General features: G+C 71.6%; 12 protein-coding genes. 3 read left to right on the top strand and 9 right to left on the bottom strand.

Annotated elements, in window-relative coordinates; genetic code table 11:
• Positions 1–80: 80 nt before the first annotated feature.
• The gene (locus AVL61_RS10690; RefSeq protein WP_058874316.1) at positions 81–1112 is read left to right on the top strand and encodes a LacI family DNA-binding transcriptional regulator; all 1032 of its coding nucleotides are present in this window, start codon (positions 81–83) and stop codon (positions 1110–1112) included.
• Between the two features lie 105 nt (positions 1113–1217).
• On the opposite strand, the gene AVL61_RS10685 is transcribed toward AVL61_RS10690, so the two are convergent.
• The 9 genes from AVL61_RS10685 to sucC form a co-directional block, all read right to left on the bottom strand.
• Positions 1218–2231: a Gfo/Idh/MocA family protein gene (locus AVL61_RS10685; protein WP_058874315.1), complete on the bottom strand. Its 1014-nt coding sequence runs from the start codon at positions 2229–2231 to the stop codon at positions 1218–1220.
• A 99-nt stretch (positions 2232–2330) separates the two neighbouring features.
• A complete protein-coding gene (locus AVL61_RS10680) occupies positions 2331–3857 on the bottom strand; it encodes a CoA-acylating methylmalonate-semialdehyde dehydrogenase (protein WP_058874314.1) in 1527 nt (508 codons plus the stop codon).
• Positions 3854–5824 carry a 3D-(3,5/4)-trihydroxycyclohexane-1,2-dione acylhydrolase (decyclizing) gene (gene iolD / locus AVL61_RS10675; protein ID WP_058874313.1) on the bottom strand — a complete coding sequence of 657 codons (1971 nt, stop codon included), beginning with the start codon at positions 5822–5824 and terminating at the stop codon, positions 3854–3856. Before iolD ends, AVL61_RS10680 begins: the two co-directional genes overlap by 4 nt.
• Positions 5821–6759 (bottom strand): Cgl0159 family (beta/alpha)8-fold protein, encoded by a 939-nt coding sequence (locus AVL61_RS10670; protein ID WP_058874312.1) that lies wholly within the window; start codon positions 6757–6759, stop codon positions 5821–5823. Before AVL61_RS10670 ends, iolD begins: the two co-directional genes overlap by 4 nt.
• The gene (gene iolC, locus AVL61_RS10665) at positions 6756–7742 is read right to left on the bottom strand and encodes a 5-dehydro-2-deoxygluconokinase (RefSeq protein WP_058874311.1); all 987 of its coding nucleotides are present in this window, start codon (positions 7740–7742) and stop codon (positions 6756–6758) included. The genes AVL61_RS10670 and iolC overlap by 4 nt, the downstream gene beginning before the upstream one ends.
• Positions 7739–8650 (bottom strand): sugar phosphate isomerase/epimerase family protein, encoded by a 912-nt coding sequence (locus AVL61_RS10660; RefSeq protein ID WP_058874310.1) that lies wholly within the window; start codon positions 8648–8650, stop codon positions 7739–7741. Before AVL61_RS10660 ends, iolC begins: the two co-directional genes overlap by 4 nt.
• A 34-nt stretch (positions 8651–8684) precedes the next feature.
• Positions 8685–9644 carry a sugar phosphate isomerase/epimerase family protein gene (locus AVL61_RS10655; protein WP_058874309.1) on the bottom strand — a complete coding sequence of 320 codons (960 nt, stop codon included), beginning with the start codon at positions 9642–9644 and terminating at the stop codon, positions 8685–8687.
• A 266-nt stretch (positions 9645–9910) separates the two neighbouring features.
• Positions 9911–10828 (bottom strand): succinate--CoA ligase subunit alpha, encoded by a 918-nt coding sequence (gene sucD, locus AVL61_RS10650; protein WP_058874308.1) that lies wholly within the window; start codon positions 10826–10828, stop codon positions 9911–9913.
• Between the two features lie 40 nt (positions 10829–10868).
• Positions 10869–12038, bottom strand: coding sequence for an ADP-forming succinate--CoA ligase subunit beta (gene sucC, locus AVL61_RS10645; RefSeq protein ID WP_058874307.1), 1170 nt, complete (start codon positions 12036–12038; stop codon positions 10869–10871).
• Between the two features lie 261 nt (positions 12039–12299).
• Between sucC and AVL61_RS10635 the strand changes: the two genes are divergently transcribed.
• Positions 12300–13049 carry a hypothetical protein gene (locus AVL61_RS10635; protein ID WP_058874305.1) on the top strand — a complete coding sequence of 250 codons (750 nt, stop codon included), beginning with the start codon at positions 12300–12302 and terminating at the stop codon, positions 13047–13049.
• 336 nt (positions 13050–13385) lie between these two features.
• A complete protein-coding gene (locus tag AVL61_RS10630) occupies positions 13386–14834 on the top strand; it encodes a sugar porter family MFS transporter (protein WP_058874304.1) in 1449 nt (482 codons plus the stop codon).
• Positions 14835–14909 lie beyond the last annotated feature (75 nt).

Genomic DNA, 14909 nt, shown 5'->3' with positions numbered 1-14909 from the left:
GTGTGCCGGGCCACATTTTGGAGCGCTCCAACGAGCGTAGGATCTCCTCGGGACCCGGTCAAGAGGTTTGTCAGGACAAGATGGGAGAGAATGCTGTGGTGAACTCGCGTCCGCCCCGCCCGCCCACCATCTACGACGTCGCCCGGGCCGCGGGCGTCTCCAAGTCGCTCGTCTCCCTCGTCCTGCGCGGCTCCCCCAGCGTGTCCGAGGCCCGGCGGACCGCCGTCCTGGAGGCGGTGGAGCAGTTGGGCTACCGCCCCAGCCAGGTGGCCGCGGCGCTGGCCGGAGCCGCCACGCGCACCATCGGCGTGGTCCTCGACGACTTCCGGAACCTCTGGTTCGTCTCCCTCCTGCAGGGGCTGCAGGACGGGCTGGCCCCGCACGGCTTCCGCATCGCGGTCTCCGACCACACGCTGAACGCGCACGTGGAGACCGGCCCGCTGGACGGTTTCCTGGCCATGCGCGTCGACGGCCTGGTCATCGCCACGGAACCGACGCCCGCCATGCGCGTGCCGGAGGGACTGCCCGTGGTGGTCGCGGGCAGCCGGCGTGGCGTGATCCCCGGCGCGGACGTCGTGGCGGACGACGACCGTCTCGGCGGCCGGCTGGCCACGGAGCACCTCCTGGAGCTCGGCCACCGGCGGCTCGGCCACCTCACCGGTGACGGCGGGGCGGCGGAGCTACGGGCCCGGGGCTTCCGGGACGCGCTCCGGGAGCGGGGCCTGCGCGCACCGGTGGTGCGCGGCGCGGGCGGCACCACGGAGGAGGACGGCTATCGGGCCGCGCTGCGGCTGCTGGCCGAGGCGCCGGCCACGACCGCGGTCTTCGCGGCCAACGACACCATGGCGATGGGGGCGCTGGCGGCGGCCCGCGAGAGCGGGCTGCGGGTGCCGGAGGACCTGTCCGTCATCGGCTACGACGACTCCCCCGTGGCGGCCACCCACCTGCTGCGGCTCACGACCGTCGACGGGCGCAACGCCGAGGTCGGGGCCGCCGCCGCCGAGCGCCTCGTGCAGCGGGCGACGACGACGGCGGCGGCCCCGGTGCGGACCGCGCTGCTGACGCCCCGCCTGGTGCTGCGCAGCTCGTGCGCGGCGCCCCGGAGCGGCTGAGGGTCCGCGCAGGAGAGCGAGAAGCCGGTCCCGGAGCCGCCGCGGCGGCTCCGGGACCGGCCCGGGGCGGGGGCCCAGCGGTGGGAGATCACCGCTGGAGCGGGCTCACCGGTAGAGCTCCGGCTTCTCCTCGAGCTGCACGGGGACGATCTCGCCGCTGGCCTGGGCCCGGACACCGGCCTCGCAGCACGCCGCGGTGGCGTAGCCGTCCCAGGCGGAGGGCCCGCCCAGCTCGCCGCGCGCGGCCGCGTCGGCCCAGTCCTGGAGCTCGATGTCGTAGGCGTCCCGGAAGCGCTCCTCGAAGCCGGGGGTGATGCTGCCGCCCCACGTGCCGGCCGTGCGGACGTAGGGCTCGGTGTCCCCGCCGATGCCCACGACACCGGTCTCGAAGGAGGCCTGGGTGGCCACCTGGTAGCCGAACTGGGCGTTGACGTACGCCTCCACCTGGGCGAGCACCCCGGACTCCGTCTCCATCAGCACGAGCTGCGGGTCGCGCTGACCGTTGGGGGCGTTGCGGGTGGAGCGTCCGATCCGGACCTGGACGGAGGTGATCTCCTCCCCGGTGAAGTAGCGCACCGCGTCGAACTCGTGCACCACGGAGTCGTTGATGATCATCTCGTTGGTGAAGCCCGCGGGGGTGGTCGGGTTGCGGTGCTGGTGGTGCAGGGTCAGCAGCTCACCGTAGGTCTGCTCCTCGATGAGCCGGCGCAGGGACCGGTAGCCGGCGTCGAAGCGGCGCATGAAGCCCACCTGGATGAGCTTCCGGCCCGCGGCGGCCTCGGCCTGCACCACGCGCCACGCCGAGGCGGCGTCCGGGGTCAGCGGCTTCTCGCACAGGGTGGGCAGGCCGTGCTCGATCACGGCGAGCAGGACGTCCTCGTGCAGGAACCCCGGGGTGGCGATCAGGGCGGCGTCGATGTCACCACGGTCCAGGACCTCCTGGAAGCTCGTGCAGGCGAGGGCGCCGTCGATGTGGGCGACGGCGGCCTCCGCCCGGGGCCGGTCGATGTCGACGACGGCCGCCACCTCGGCGCCCGTGGTGCGGTGGTGGATCCGGTCGATGTGGTCGGCGCCCATGCGGCCCGCTCCGACGACGGCTACGCGCAACGGAGTGTTCATGGTCTGTGTCCTCTCTGTGCCCCTCGCAGGGCGGGGTGGTCTGGGGGCCCGTCCCCGCCGGTCGCGGGACCGGCGGGGACGGGCTCGGGTGCGGTCGGCTCAGTGGTCGCCCGAGGACGGGAACGCGAAGGACGCCCCGGACGCGTGGTGCGGCTCGGGCCACCGCTCGGTGACGGCCTTGCCGCGGGTGTAGAAGCGCACGCCGTCGGGCCCGTAGATGTGGTGGTCGCCGAACAGGGAGGCCTTCCAGCCGCCGAAGGAGTGCCAGGCCACGGGCACGGGGATCGGGACGTTGACGCCGATCATGCCCACGGTCACGCGCCGCTTGAACTGCCGGGCATAGGCGCCGGAGGACGTGAAGATCGCGGTGCCGTTGCCGTACGGGTTGGCGTTGATGACCTCGATGCCCTCGTCGAGGCTGTCCACGCGCAGCACGACGAGCACGGGCCCGAAGATCTCCTCCTCGTAGGCCTCCATGTCCTGCCGGACCTTGTCGAGGACGGTCGGGCCCACGAAGAAGCCGTTCTCGTGGTCGGCCACGATCAGGTCGCGCCCGTCCACGACGACGGCCGCACCGGCCTCCTCGGCGGCGGTGACGATCCGGCGCACGCGGTCCCGGGAGGCGGGGGTGATGACCGGGCCCATGTCGGAGGAGGCGTCCATGCCGTTGCCCACGGTGATGTCCTTCGCGCGCTCCGCCAGCTTGTCCACGAGGAGGTCCGCGGCCTCGCCCACGGCCACGGCCACGGACACGGCCATGCAGCGCTCCCCGGCGGAGCCGAAGGCGGCCGCGGTGAGGTTGTCGGCCGCGGAGTCCATGTCCGCGTCCGGCAGCACGATGGCGTGGTTCTTGGCCCCGCCGAGGGCCTGGACCCGCTTGCCGTGCTTCGTGGCGGTCTCGTGCACGTACTGGGCGATCGGGGTGGAGCCCACGAACGAGATGCCGTCGACGTCCGGGTGGGTCAGCAGCCCGTCCACGGCCTGCTTGTCGCCGTGCAGGACCTGGAAGACGCCGTCGGGCAGGCCGGCCCGCTGCCACAGCTCGGCGATCAGCAGGGACGGGGAGGGGTCCCGCTCGGAGGGCTTGAGGATGAACGCGTTGCCGGTGGCGATCGCCACCGGGGCCATCCACAGCGGCACCATGACGGGGAAGTTGAACGGGGTGATGCCCGCGACCACGCCGAGGGGCTGGCGGAAGGAGTAGACGTCGATGCCGGTGGAGAACTGGTCGGAGAACTCCCCCTTGAGCTGTTCGGCGATGCCGCAGGCGAACTCCACGACCTCGAGGCCGCGGCCCACCTCGCCCTTGGCGTCGGAGAGCACCTTGCCGTGCTCCGCGGTGATCAGGGCGGCGAGGTCGTCGGTGTGGGCGGCCACGAGCTCGCGGAACTTGAAGAGCACGGCGGTGCGCTTGGCCAGGGAGACGTCGCCCCACGAGTCGGCGGCCCTGCGTGCCGCGGCCACCGTGGTCTGCAGGTCCTCGTCGGTGGCCAGGTGCAGGATGCCGGACACCTGCCCGGTGGCGGGGTTGTAGATCTCCTGCGTGCGGTCCCCGGTGCCGGGGGTGCGCTTGCCGTCGATGAAGTGCTCGACGTGCTGGGTCTGCTGCTGGGTCTGCTGGCTCATGCGTTCCTCCTGGACTCCCCGAGCAGCGGACGCTGCCGGGACTTGTGCTGCTGGTAGACCTCGTGGGCCTCGTGGGTGGATGCGAGGGTGGCGGTGCCCGTCACGGGCACGTCCCACCAGGACTCGGAGCTGGGCGCGTCGATCAGGGGGTCCGACTCCACGTGCACGAGCACGGGGCCGGAGCCCTCCGGCACGGCCTTGGCCTCCGCGACGGCCGCCTGCAGCCGGTCGATCACGCCCTCGCCGGGCTCGACCCGCAGCACCCGCACCCCGAGGGACTCGGCGTTGGTGGCGAGGTCGATGGGCAGGGTCGAGCCGTCGTCGAAGCTGTGCCGCTCCCCGTCGAGGTAGCGGTACTTGGTGCCGAAGCGCTGGGAGCCCAGCTGCTCCGAGAGGGCGCCGATCGAGGCGTAGCCGTGGTTCTGGATCAGCACCACCACGAGCTTGAGCCCCTCGGCCACGGCCGTGACGAGCTCGGTGTGCATCATCAGGTAGGAGCCGTCCCCGACCATGACGACGACGTCCCGCGCGTCCCGGGGCGCTCCGGCCCGGTCCGCCTCGGCCACTGCGGCCCGCTTGACCCCGAGCCCGCCGGCGATCTCGTAGCCCATGCACGAGAACGCGTACTCGACGTGGTAGCCGTACGGGTCCTTGACCCGCCACATCTTGTGCAGGTCGCCGGGCAGCGAGCCCGCGGCGCACACGACGACGTCGCGCTCGTCCATGGCCTCGTTGACGGCCCCGATGATCTCGTTCTGGCTGGGCAGCGGCAGGTGCCGCTCGCCGAAGGCGGCGTCCACGGTGGCGTCCCAGCGCTGCTTCTCGGCCTCGACGGTCGCCGCGAGGTCCGCGCCCACCCGGTACCCGCCGAGCGCCTTCGTCAGCTCCACGAGGGTCTTGCGGGCGTCGGCGACGACCGGCACGGCCGTGCCCTGCTTGTACGCGTCGAACGCGGCCACGTTGACGTTGACGAAGCGCACGTCCGGGTGCTGGAACGCGGTGCGGGAGGCCGTGGTGAAGTCCTCGTACCGGGTGCCGATGCCGATCACGAGGTCGGCCTCGGCCACCACGGCGTTGGAGGCCGTGGAGCCGGTGGAGCCGACGGCGCCGAGGCACTGCGGGTGGTCCCAGTCCAGGACGCCCACGCCGGCCTGGGTGTAGGCGACGGGGATGCCCGTGGCCTCGGCGAACTCGCGCAGCGCCTCGGTCGCGAAGGCGTAGTGGACCCCGCCGCCGGCGATGACCACCGGCCGCTCGGCCGCGCGGATCGCCGCGACGGCCGCCCGGACGTCCTCCTCCTCCGGGGCGGGCCGGCGGATCCGCCACTCGCGGGGCGCGAGGAACTCCTCCGGCACCTCGAGGGCCTCGGCCTGCACGTCCTGCGGCAGCGCGATGGTCACGGCGCCGGTCTCGGCGGGGTCCGTGAGCACCCGCATCCCGTTGAGCAGCGCGGAGAACAGCTGCTCGGGCCGCCACACGCGGTCGAAGTAGCGGCTGACCGGCCGGAAGACGTCGTTGACGGTGATGTCGTTGGCGTCGGGGCGCTCGAGCTGCTGGAGCACCGGGTCCGGCCGCCGGGAGGCGAACTGGTCCGAGGGGAACAGCAGCGCGGGCAGCCGGTTCGTGGTGGCCAGGGCGGCGCCGGTGACCATGTTCGTGGCTCCGGGCCCGATCGAGGTGGACACCGCGAAGGTCGCCCGGCGCCGGGTGTGCCGGGCGTAGCCGACGGCCTGGTGCACCTGGGCCTGCTCGTTGCGGCCCTGGTAGTAGGGCATGACCGTGGGGTCCTCGGCCTGGTACTGCTTCAGGGCCTGTCCCACCCCGGCCACGTTGCCGTGGCCGAAGATGCCGAACATCCCGGGGATCGTGCGCTGCCGGTACTCCTCGCCGCCGATCCGGTCGACGGTCCACTGGTTGGCCAGGAACTCCACGAGCGCCTGGGACACGGAGAGGGTGCGGGTGCTCATCGGGCGGCTCCTTCCTCGACGGGGTGCCCCTTGAGCAGGGACGCGGCGGTGGCCACGGCGCCGGCGACGTCGCCGTCCTCGGGGTACAGCAGGGTGCGGCCCACGGTCAGGCCCTGCACACCGGGCAGGGCCAGGGCGGCCTCCCAGGTCGCGAAGACCTCGTCGGGCCGGCCGCTGGGGTCGCCGCCGAGCAGGACCGTGGGCAGGGTGGTGGCCGCCATGACGCGCTCCATGTCCTCGACGACGGGCAGCTTCATCCACGTGTGCGCGGAGCTCCCGCCCAGGCCCTGGGCGATGGCCACGGACTGGATCACCGCGTCGGCGGAGAGGTCGTTGACGATGCCCCGGTCGGTGATCCGGGAGATGAAGGGCTCGACCATCGCGATCAGCCCGAGCGCCGCCAGGGAGTCCACCGCGCGCGCCGTGCTCTCCAGCACGGAGGTGGTGTCCGGGGACTCGAAGCAGATGCGGGTCAGCATCTTGCCGCCATCGGCACCGACCCGGTCCAGCGCCGCCGCGGTGTGGCCAGTGAAGCGGTCGTCGATCTCGTTGACCAGGCCCGGCAGCCCCCCGCGGTTCATGGAGCCGAAGACGAGCTTGCCGTCGAGGGCGCCCAGCAGCAGCAGGTCGTCGAGCACGTCCGGGGACGCCAGCACGCCGTCGACCCGGGGGTTCGCCAGGGCGATCTGCAGCCGGTCGAGCAGGCTGCGGCGGTCGGCCATGGCGTCGTGCTCGTCGCGGACCTTCAGGGCGCCGCGGGCCGCGTGGTCCGCGGCGACCACGAAGTTCTGCTTGCCGTGGACGAGGCCCGGGTGGCGCCGGCGGGTGTCGGCGGCGCGCTGGACGGCGCGCGGGTCCTCGAGCCGGGTCCGGCTCAGGTGCTCGTAGCGGCGCGGATCGGCCGTGTCGAGCTCGAGGGTGGACGTGGTGGTCATCGGGTGGCTCCTTCGGGAACGGCGCGGCCGCGCTCGAGCAGCAGCCGGAAGACCTCGTCGGGGGTGGGCATGGCATCGGAGCAGGAGATCCTCGACGCCACGATCGCGCCGGAGGCGTTGGCGTAGTCCAGGACCTGCTCGAGGCTCCAGCCCTGGTTGATGCCGTGGCAGAAGGCCCCGCCGAAGGAGTCCCCGGCGCCGAGGCCGTTGACGGTCTCCACGGGGACGGGAGCCGAGACCACGCGTTCGTCGCGGGTCTTGGCCATGACCCCTTCGGGGCCGAGCTTGACCACGGCGATCCGCACGCCGGCCTCCAGCAGCCGGTCGGCCTGCTCGTCCGGGGTGCCCACCCCCACGGCCACCGCGCACTCCTTGTCGTTGCCGATGGCGATGGTGACGTGCTGGAGCAGCTCGTGCACCTGCGCGCGGGCGTCCTCCTCGGACTCCCAGAACATGGGCCGGTAGTCGAGGTCCAGGATCGTGTGCTGGTCGTTCCGCAGCTGCTCGCGGGGCCGGGCCTCGTGGGCGGCGAAGTGGGCGGAGCGGGAGGGCTCCTGGCACAGGCCGGTCACGGTGGACCACAGGATGCGCGTGTCGCGCACGACCTCGGCGTCGATCTCCTCGGGCCGGATCTGCAGGTCCGGGGCCGTGGGGAACCGGCCGTAGAAGTACAGCGGGAAGTCCTCCGGCGGGCGGATCGCGCAGAACGTGGCGGGGGTCTGCAGCCCCGGCACGGGGCTCACGAACCGGTCGTCCACGCCGTAGCGGGTGAGCTCCCGGTGCAGGTAGGCGCCGAACGGGTCGTCGCCGGTGCGGGTGATCACCGCGGCGGACTCGCCGTGGCGGGCCGCGGCGACCGCGACGTTCGACGGCGAACCGCCCAGGTACTTGCGGAACGTGGTCACGTCCTCCAGGCCGACGCCGATGTCGTCGGGGTAGATGTCGACGCTGATGCGCCCCAGGGTCACGACGTCGTAGCTCATGCGTGGGCCTCCGCCTTCTGCGCGTTCTGCTGCTGGGAGCGGGCCGCGGCGGCCCGCTCGGTCATCTGCTCCAGCTGGTAGCGGGAGACCTCCATCGCGTTCTCGTTCTCGGCGAAGACCGAGGAGACCATCACGGAGTCCTCGCGGTCGAGGAAGCCGTTGGCCGCGAGCCCGCCGAAGAACTCGTCCCAGTCGACGTCCCCGTCGCCGATCTTCAGGTGCTGGTGCACCCGGGCGCTGCTGCCCGGCGGGTTGGTGATGTAGCGCAGCCCGTGCGAGCGGTGGTGGTCCATGGAGTCGGCTACGTGGACCACGCGCAGCCGGTCCCCCACGGCGGCCATGATCTCCAGCGGGGCGTCCTCCATGTGGAAGGTGTGCGGGGCCACGTAGGCGAAGCCGAGGCTCGGGGAGTTCACGCCCCGGATCACGCGCCAGGCGGCCAGGCCCTGCTCCACGAAGTCGTCGGGGTGCGGGTCGATCGCGATGTGCACGCCCTCGGCCTCGACGAGGGGCAGCAGCTCCTCCATGGACCGGTAGAAGGCCCGCTCGGACTCCTCGGCCCGCTCGGGCCGGCCCTGGAACTCGGTGTTCATCTGCTGCACCCCGAGGTCCACGGTCATCCTGACGGCCCGCTTCCAGTAGCGCACGGCCGCCTCCCGGGCGTCCGGGTCCGGCGCGGACCAGCGCAGCACCGGGAGCACGGAGGCGATCTGCACCCCGGCGTCGCGGCAGGCCGTCCGCAGGTCCGCGACGAGCCGGTCGTCGGCCTTGGGGTGGTTGAAGAAGGGCAGGAAGTCCGCGTGCGGCGTCAGCTGCAGGTACTCGTAGCCCAGGTCCGCGGCGAGCCGCGGGAACTCGAGCAGGGAGTGGGTCGAGTGGAACGGTGTGGGATCGAGGGCGATCTTCATGGACGGTTCTCCAGGTCTGTGGTGCGCGGACGGGTCAGCGGACGCGGGTGCGGGAGCCGCAGCCCAGCAGGTAGGAGCGCGTACGGGTCGCGATGGGCAGCGGGACGTCGAAGGAGGGGACGGGGTACATGTCCTGCTCGACGATGCCGAAGATCGGCCGCTCCAGCTTCTCCACCTCCGCGATGACCTCCGCGAGGTCGGGCAGGCCGGCGGGCGGCTCGACCATGACACCGGCCAGGTTGGCCGCGGCCCAGGTCAGGTTCTCCCGGCGCACGCGCTCGAGGACCACCGGGTCGATCTGCTTGAGGTGCAGGTAGCCGATCCGCTCGGGGTACTTGCGGATCAGGTCCACGGAGGACGCTCCCCCGTACTCGGCGTGGCCGGTGTCCAGGCACAGGGTGACCAGCTCGGGGTCGGTGCGCTGGAGGAAGGTCTCGATGTCGGGCTGGCCGCACACGTGGGAGTCGGCGTGGGAGTGGAACTGCTGCTGCAGGCCGTACTCCTCCCGCAGCACCTTGCCGAGCCGGTCGTGGCCCGTGCACAGGGCGTTCCACTGCTCGGTGCTCAGGTGCTCGTTCTCGAGGGCCTCGCCCGTGACGTCGTCGCGCCACATGGCCGGGATCACCACGATGTGCTCGCCGCCCATGGCGGCGGTCAGCTCGGCGACCCTGCGGGCGGGCTCCCAGGCCTCGTCCCACTGGGCGGCGCCCCGGTGGAAGGCGGTGAAGACCGTGCCGGCGGAGACCTTGAGGTCGCGCTGGGCCAGCTCGTCGGCGAGCCGGGCGGGGTCGGTGGGCAGGTAGCCGTAGGGGCCCAGCTCGATCCACGAGTAGCCGGCCTCGGCCACCTCGTCGAGGAAGCGCTCCCAGGGCGTCTGCTGGGGGTCGTCGGGGAACCACACGCCCCACGAGTCCGGGGCGGTGCCGATCAGCACGGGGTTCTTCTGCTGGGCCGCCGTGTCGACGGTCCGGGGGGTCGCGTTCTGCTGCGCCATGGTGACCTGCTTTCTGGTGCCGGGCCGGTGCTCCGGGCGGGTGCCGGAGGCCGGGTCGATCAGTGTTCCGGATCACAACCAGGATACGACATCAGGTCAGTTTGTAAAGACATACCGTCTTATTCACGTCGTGGCGTGGCCGGCGCCGGCCGGCGCCCGGTCACGCGGCGCGCCGGCGTGGCCCCGGACACGCACCAGGCCCCGCCCACGACGGTGCGTGGACGGGGCCTGGTGCGTGCAGGATCAGCGGGCCGGGGCCCGGGGCGTCACTTGCCCTCGAAGATCTCCCGCATGAGCTGGGCGGTCTCGGACGGCGTCTTGCCGACCTTCACGCCCGCGGCCTCGAGGGCCTCCTTCTTGGCCTGCGCGGTGCCCGAGGAGCCGGAGACGATGGCGCCGGCGTGGCCCATGGTCTTGCCCTCGGGAGCGGTGAAGCCGGCGACGTAGCCGACCACGGGCTTGGACACGTTGGCCTTGATGAAGTCCGCGGCGCGCTCCTCGGCGTCGCCGCCGATCTCGCCGATCATCACGATGGCCTCGGTCTCGGGGTCCGCCTCGAACGCCTCGAGGGCGTCGATGTGGGTGGTCCCGATGACCGGGTCGCCGCCGATGCCGATGGCCGTGGTGAACCCGATGTCCCGCAGCTCGTACATCATCTGGTAGGTCAGGGTCCCGGACTTGGAGACCAGCCCGATCCTGCCCTTGCCGGTGATGTTGGCCGGGGTGATGCCGACCAGCGACTCGCCGGGGGTGATGATGCCGGGGCAGTTCGGGCCGATGATGCGGGTGGTCTGCTGGCCGTCCGCACCGGTCCTAGACTTGGCGTAGGCCCAGAACTCGGCGGAGTCCTGCACCGGGATGCCCTCGGTGATGACGACCACCAGCGGGACCTCGGCGTCGATGGCCTCGATCACGGCGTCCTTCGTGAAGGCCGGCGGGACGAAGACGATCGACACGTCCGCACCGGTCTTCTCGACGGCCTCGGCGACCGTGCCGAAGACCGGCAGCTCGACGCTGTTGCCGTCCTTGTCCTGGTGGGACACGGTGGTGCCGGCCTTGCGGGCGTTCACGCCGCCCATGACCTGGGTCCCCGCCGCGAGCATGCGCCCGGTGTGCTTGGTGCCCTCGCCGCCGGTGATGCCCTGAACGATGACCTTGGAGTCCTTGTTCAAAAAGATAGCCATTGCTGTTCGTTCCTTAGAAGTGTTCGTCCGTGTCGGCGGATCAGTTGGCGGCGTGGGCGAGCTCGGCAGCCTTGTCCGCACCCTCGTCCATGGTCTCGGCGAGGGTGACCAGCGGGTGGTTGGCGCCGGCGAGGATGCGCCGGCCCTCCTCGACGTTGTTGCCGTCCAGGCGGACCACCAGCGGCTTGTCCTCCTCGTCGCCGAGGATCTCGAGCGCCTTCACGATGCCGTTGGCCACGGCGTCGCACGCGGTGATGCCGCCGAAGACGTTGACGAACACGGACTTCACCTGCGGGTCGTTGAGGATCACGTCCAGGCCGGCGGCCATGATCTCGGCCGAGGCCCCGCCGCCGATGTCCAGGAAGTTGGCCGGCTTGACGTTGCCGTGCTTCTCCCCGGCGTAGGCGACGACGTCCAGGGTGGACATGACCAGGCCCGCGCCGTTGCCGATGATGCCGACCTCGCCGTCGAGCTTGACGTAGTTGAGGTCGTGCTCCTTGGCCTTCTCCTCGAGGGGGTCGGCGCTGGACTTGTCCGCGAGCGAGGCGTGCTCGGACTGGCGGAACTCGGCGTTCTCGTCCAGGGTGACCTTGCCGTCGAGGGCGATGACCTGCCCGTCGCCGGTCTTCACGAGCGGGTTGACCTCGACGAGCGTGGCGTCCTCCTTCTTGAAGACGTCCCACAGCTTCACGAGGACGGGGGCCACCTTCGCGGCGGTCTCCTCGTCGAACCGGGCCTCGCGGACGATCTCCTGGGCCTTGGCCTCGGTGATGCCCTCGGTCGGGACGACCTCGACCCGGGCGAGGGCCTCGGGACGCTCGACGGCGAGCTGCTCGATCTCCACGCCGCCCTCGACGGAGCACATGGCCAGGTACGAGCGGTTGGCGCGGTCCAGCAGGATCGAGAAGTAGTACTCCTCGGCGATGTCCGCGCCCTGGGCGATCATGACCCGGTGGACGGTGTGGCCCTTGATGTCCATCCCGAGGATCTGCTGGGCGTACTCGTAGGCCTCGTCGGCGTTCTTGGCGACCTTGACGCCACCGGCCTTGCCGCGGCCTCCGACCTTGACCTGGGCCTTCACGACGGTGACTCCGCCGATCTTCTCGGCGGCGGCCCTTGCTTCTTCGGGGGTGGTCGCGACGATGCCCTGGAGCACGGGGACGCCGTGCTTCTCGAACAGGTCGCGTGCCTGGTATTCGAACAGGTCCACGGGTATATGCCCTTCTTCGTCGAAGTCGTGGGCGGCGGCGACCCGGGCAGTACGCGGGTCGTCCTCCGACCGGATGGTGAACGGAGCGCCCGCATCCTCCCGGCCGAGGCCCGGCGGATGCGCCCGGACCGTTCCGCGGAGCCGTTCCGGGCGCGGGACTTTCCGGTGCACTCCCTGTACGAGACTGTAGTGCATGCCGAATCGGCGGCCACAACCGGGGACGCGCGCGTGCGGCCCGGCGTTTCTTGATTGACTGACCCCATGAGCTCTGTCGATCCCCCCGAGAACCGGGCGTTCGCCCCCGCCGACCCCGGCTTCCTCGTCTCGATCGCGACCTTCGCGTTCGTGGCCCTCGGGCTCGAGGCCGTGGTCGACGGCACGGTGCTCACCCTCACCGGCGAGATCCCCGACGTCTATCCGCTGGGCTGGCAGGTCTTCGCCTGGCTCTGCCTGGGCGCGGCATGGGTCGGGATCCAGCGAGGTCTCGTGGCGTGGCTGCGCCACCGGGCGCTGGACCCCGGTGTTCCCCCACCCTCGACCCCTTCTCCCTCCCCCGCGGTCGATCACCGGCGGACCACCACCGCCCTGTTCCTGTTCGTGCTGGCGGTCCTGCTCGGGGTGATCCTGCCCGTCTTCCTCGTGGGCGAGTGGCGCGTCCAGCCGATCCAGCTCTACCTGGACCTCTACGCCGACTACGGCGGAGGCGCGTGGCTGGGCATGGTGGGCTTCGCGGCCTACCACGTGGGCCGGTCCCTGCTCCTGGCGCTGGTCCTGACGTGCGTGCAGCGGGCCGTGGAGCTGCGCCGGCCTCTGCGCTGGGCACAGGCCGCGCCGGTGGGCGGGCTCGTCCTCGGACTCCTGCTCGCCCTGCCCGGACTGCTTCTCGGCGGCTGGGCCTCCGTCGCCACGGCCGTGGTCTGCTGCACCCTGCTGGGCGCGGTGCACAATCTCACCGGCAGGTCGTTGCGCTGGACGGCCCCCGCGGCCGTGGCGGTGCTGCTGTTCGTCTGAGGGCACCCGCCGGCCGACCCGTGCCCTCCCCGCACCGGGCCGTGTTCGCCTCCGTCGTCCCCGGACAGGGCTCCGCTCCGGGCGTCGCCCCCGGGTCCGGGTCCGGTCCAGGGCCCGGCCCAGGACCCAGTCCAGGACCCGATTCCGGGCGCGACGACGACGGATGTTGCGGCCGTCACAAAAATCCGTCCGACAGGGTTCCCTGACCCACCCATATGTCCTAACATAGTGACATCAGCATCAGTGAGACCTGCGTCACGCTCCCGGTGATCCGTCGCACTGACCGATCCGCATCATGAAGAGCGCCACGGCTGCGCACGAACAAAGGAACCTCCGATGGCCACATCGTCACCGCGCGAAGCAGCCGCCACGCTGCCTCCGCTCACCTCCGGGCCGCACCGCAAGCGCCTGGGCCTGATCTCCATCGTCGCCTGCTTCGGCGGCCTGCTGTTCGGCTACGACACCGGCGTGATCAACGGCGCCCTGCGCCCGATGTCGGCCGAGCTCGGCCTCACCCCGCTCACGGAGGGCGTGGTCACCAGCTCGCTCGTCTTCGCCGCCGCCGTCGGCGCCCTCTCCGGAGGCCGGATCTCGGACGCCTGGGGCCGGCGCAAGACGATCCTCCTGCTGGCCGTGCTGTTCTTCGTCGGCACGATGATCGTCGTCTTCACCCCGTCCTACGAGATCCTGGTGGCCGGGCGCATCTGTCTGGGCCTGGCCGTCGGCGGCGCCTCGGCCGTTGTGCCCGTCTTCCTCTCGGAACTGGCCCCGTACGAGATCCGCGGCTCGATCGCCGGCCGCAACGAGGTGGCCATCGTGATCGGCCAGCTCTCCGCGTTCGTGATCAACGCGATCATCGGCAACGTCTTCAGCGATGTCACCGGCGTCTGGCGGATCATGTTCGCGATCTCCGCGCTGCCGGCCGTGGCGCTGTTCATCGGGATGCTCCGGATGCCCGAGTCCCCGCGCTGGCTCGTCGAGAAGGGCCGGCACGCCGAGGCCCTCGAGGTGCTCAAGACCGTGCGCTCCGAGGACCGGGCGGTCGCCGAGCTCGGCGAGGTCGAGCACGTCGCCGAGGAGGAGCGGGCGGAGAACCGGATCGGCCTGGGCACGATCCTGACCAACAAGCACCTGATCCGGATCATGCTCGTCGGCATCGGCCTGGGCATCGCCCAGCAGCTCACCGGCATCAACTCGATCATGTACTACGGGCAGATCGTGCTCATCGAGTCCGGCTTCAGCGCGAGCGCGGCCCTGATCGCCAACATCGCCCCCGGTGTCATCGCCGTGGTCGGCGGCTTCATCGCGCTGTACATGATGGACCGGCTCGACCGGCGGAAGACCTTCATGATCGGCCTGAGCCTCACGACCACCTGCCACCTGCTGATCGGGATCGCCGCGATGACGATGGGCGCGGACAACCCGCTGCGCCCCTGGGTGATCCTGGCCCTGGTCGTCGCCTTCGTCGGCTCCATGCAGACCTTCCTCAACGTCGCGGTGTGGGTGTACCTCTCGGAGGTCTTCCCGCTGCACATGCGCGGCTTCGGGATCGGCGTGTCCGTGTTCATGCTGTGGGTCGCCAACGGCGTCCTCTCGCTCTACTTCCCCTCCCTGGTCGACGCGGTCGGGATCACCGGGACGTTCTTCCTCTTCGCCGGGGTCGGCGTGCTGGCGCTGATCTTCGTCTACACGCAGGTCCCGGAGACCCGCGGCCGGACCCTCGAGGCGCTCGAGGAGGACGTCTCGACCGGCGCGATCTACCAGGTCAAAGCGCCCACCTCCTAGGCACCGGACCGCGGCGGTGCGCCGCGCGCAGAGCCCCCGTGGTGGGGACGGCCCGTCGACAGGGCCGTCCCCACC

Source organism: Kocuria rosea subsp. polaris (assembly GCF_001483755.1).
Lineage (GTDB): Bacteria > Actinomycetota > Actinomycetes > Actinomycetales > Micrococcaceae > Kocuria > Kocuria cellulosilytica.
Note: the sequence above shows the minus strand (reverse complement) of the source record. Positions and strands in the feature narration are given on the sequence as shown.

Bases quoted from the DNA above. Each gene is read 5' to 3' on its own strand.
- iolD (WP_058874313.1), bottom strand. From the start codon at position 5,824: ATGAGCACCCGCACCCTCTCCGTGTCCCAGGCGCTCGTGGAGTTCCTG.
- AVL61_RS10635 (WP_058874305.1), top strand. From the start codon at position 12,300: ATGAGCTCTGTCGATCCCCCCGAGAACCGGGCGTTCGCCCCCGCCGAC.
- AVL61_RS10680 (WP_058874314.1), bottom strand. From the start codon at position 3,857: ATGAGCCAGCAGACCCAGCAGCAGACCCAGCACGTCGAGCACTTCATC.
- AVL61_RS10685 (WP_058874315.1), bottom strand. From the start codon at position 2,231: ATGAACACTCCGTTGCGCGTAGCCGTCGTCGGAGCGGGCCGCATGGGC.
- AVL61_RS10690 (WP_058874316.1), top strand. From the start codon at position 81: ATGGGAGAGAATGCTGTGGTGAACTCGCGTCCGCCCCGCCCGCCCACC.
- AVL61_RS10630 (WP_058874304.1), top strand. From the start codon at position 13,386: ATGGCCACATCGTCACCGCGCGAAGCAGCCGCCACGCTGCCTCCGCTC.
- AVL61_RS10660 (WP_058874310.1), bottom strand. From the start codon at position 8,650: ATGAAGATCGCCCTCGATCCCACACCGTTCCACTCGACCCACTCCCTG.
- iolC (WP_058874311.1), bottom strand. From the start codon at position 7,742: ATGAGCTACGACGTCGTGACCCTGGGGCGCATCAGCGTCGACATCTAC.
- AVL61_RS10655 (WP_058874309.1), bottom strand. From the start codon at position 9,644: ATGGCGCAGCAGAACGCGACCCCCCGGACCGTCGACACGGCGGCCCAG.
- AVL61_RS10670 (WP_058874312.1), bottom strand. From the start codon at position 6,759: ATGACCACCACGTCCACCCTCGAGCTCGACACGGCCGATCCGCGCCGC.
- sucD (WP_058874308.1), bottom strand. From the start codon at position 10,828: ATGGCTATCTTTTTGAACAAGGACTCCAAGGTCATCGTTCAGGGCATC.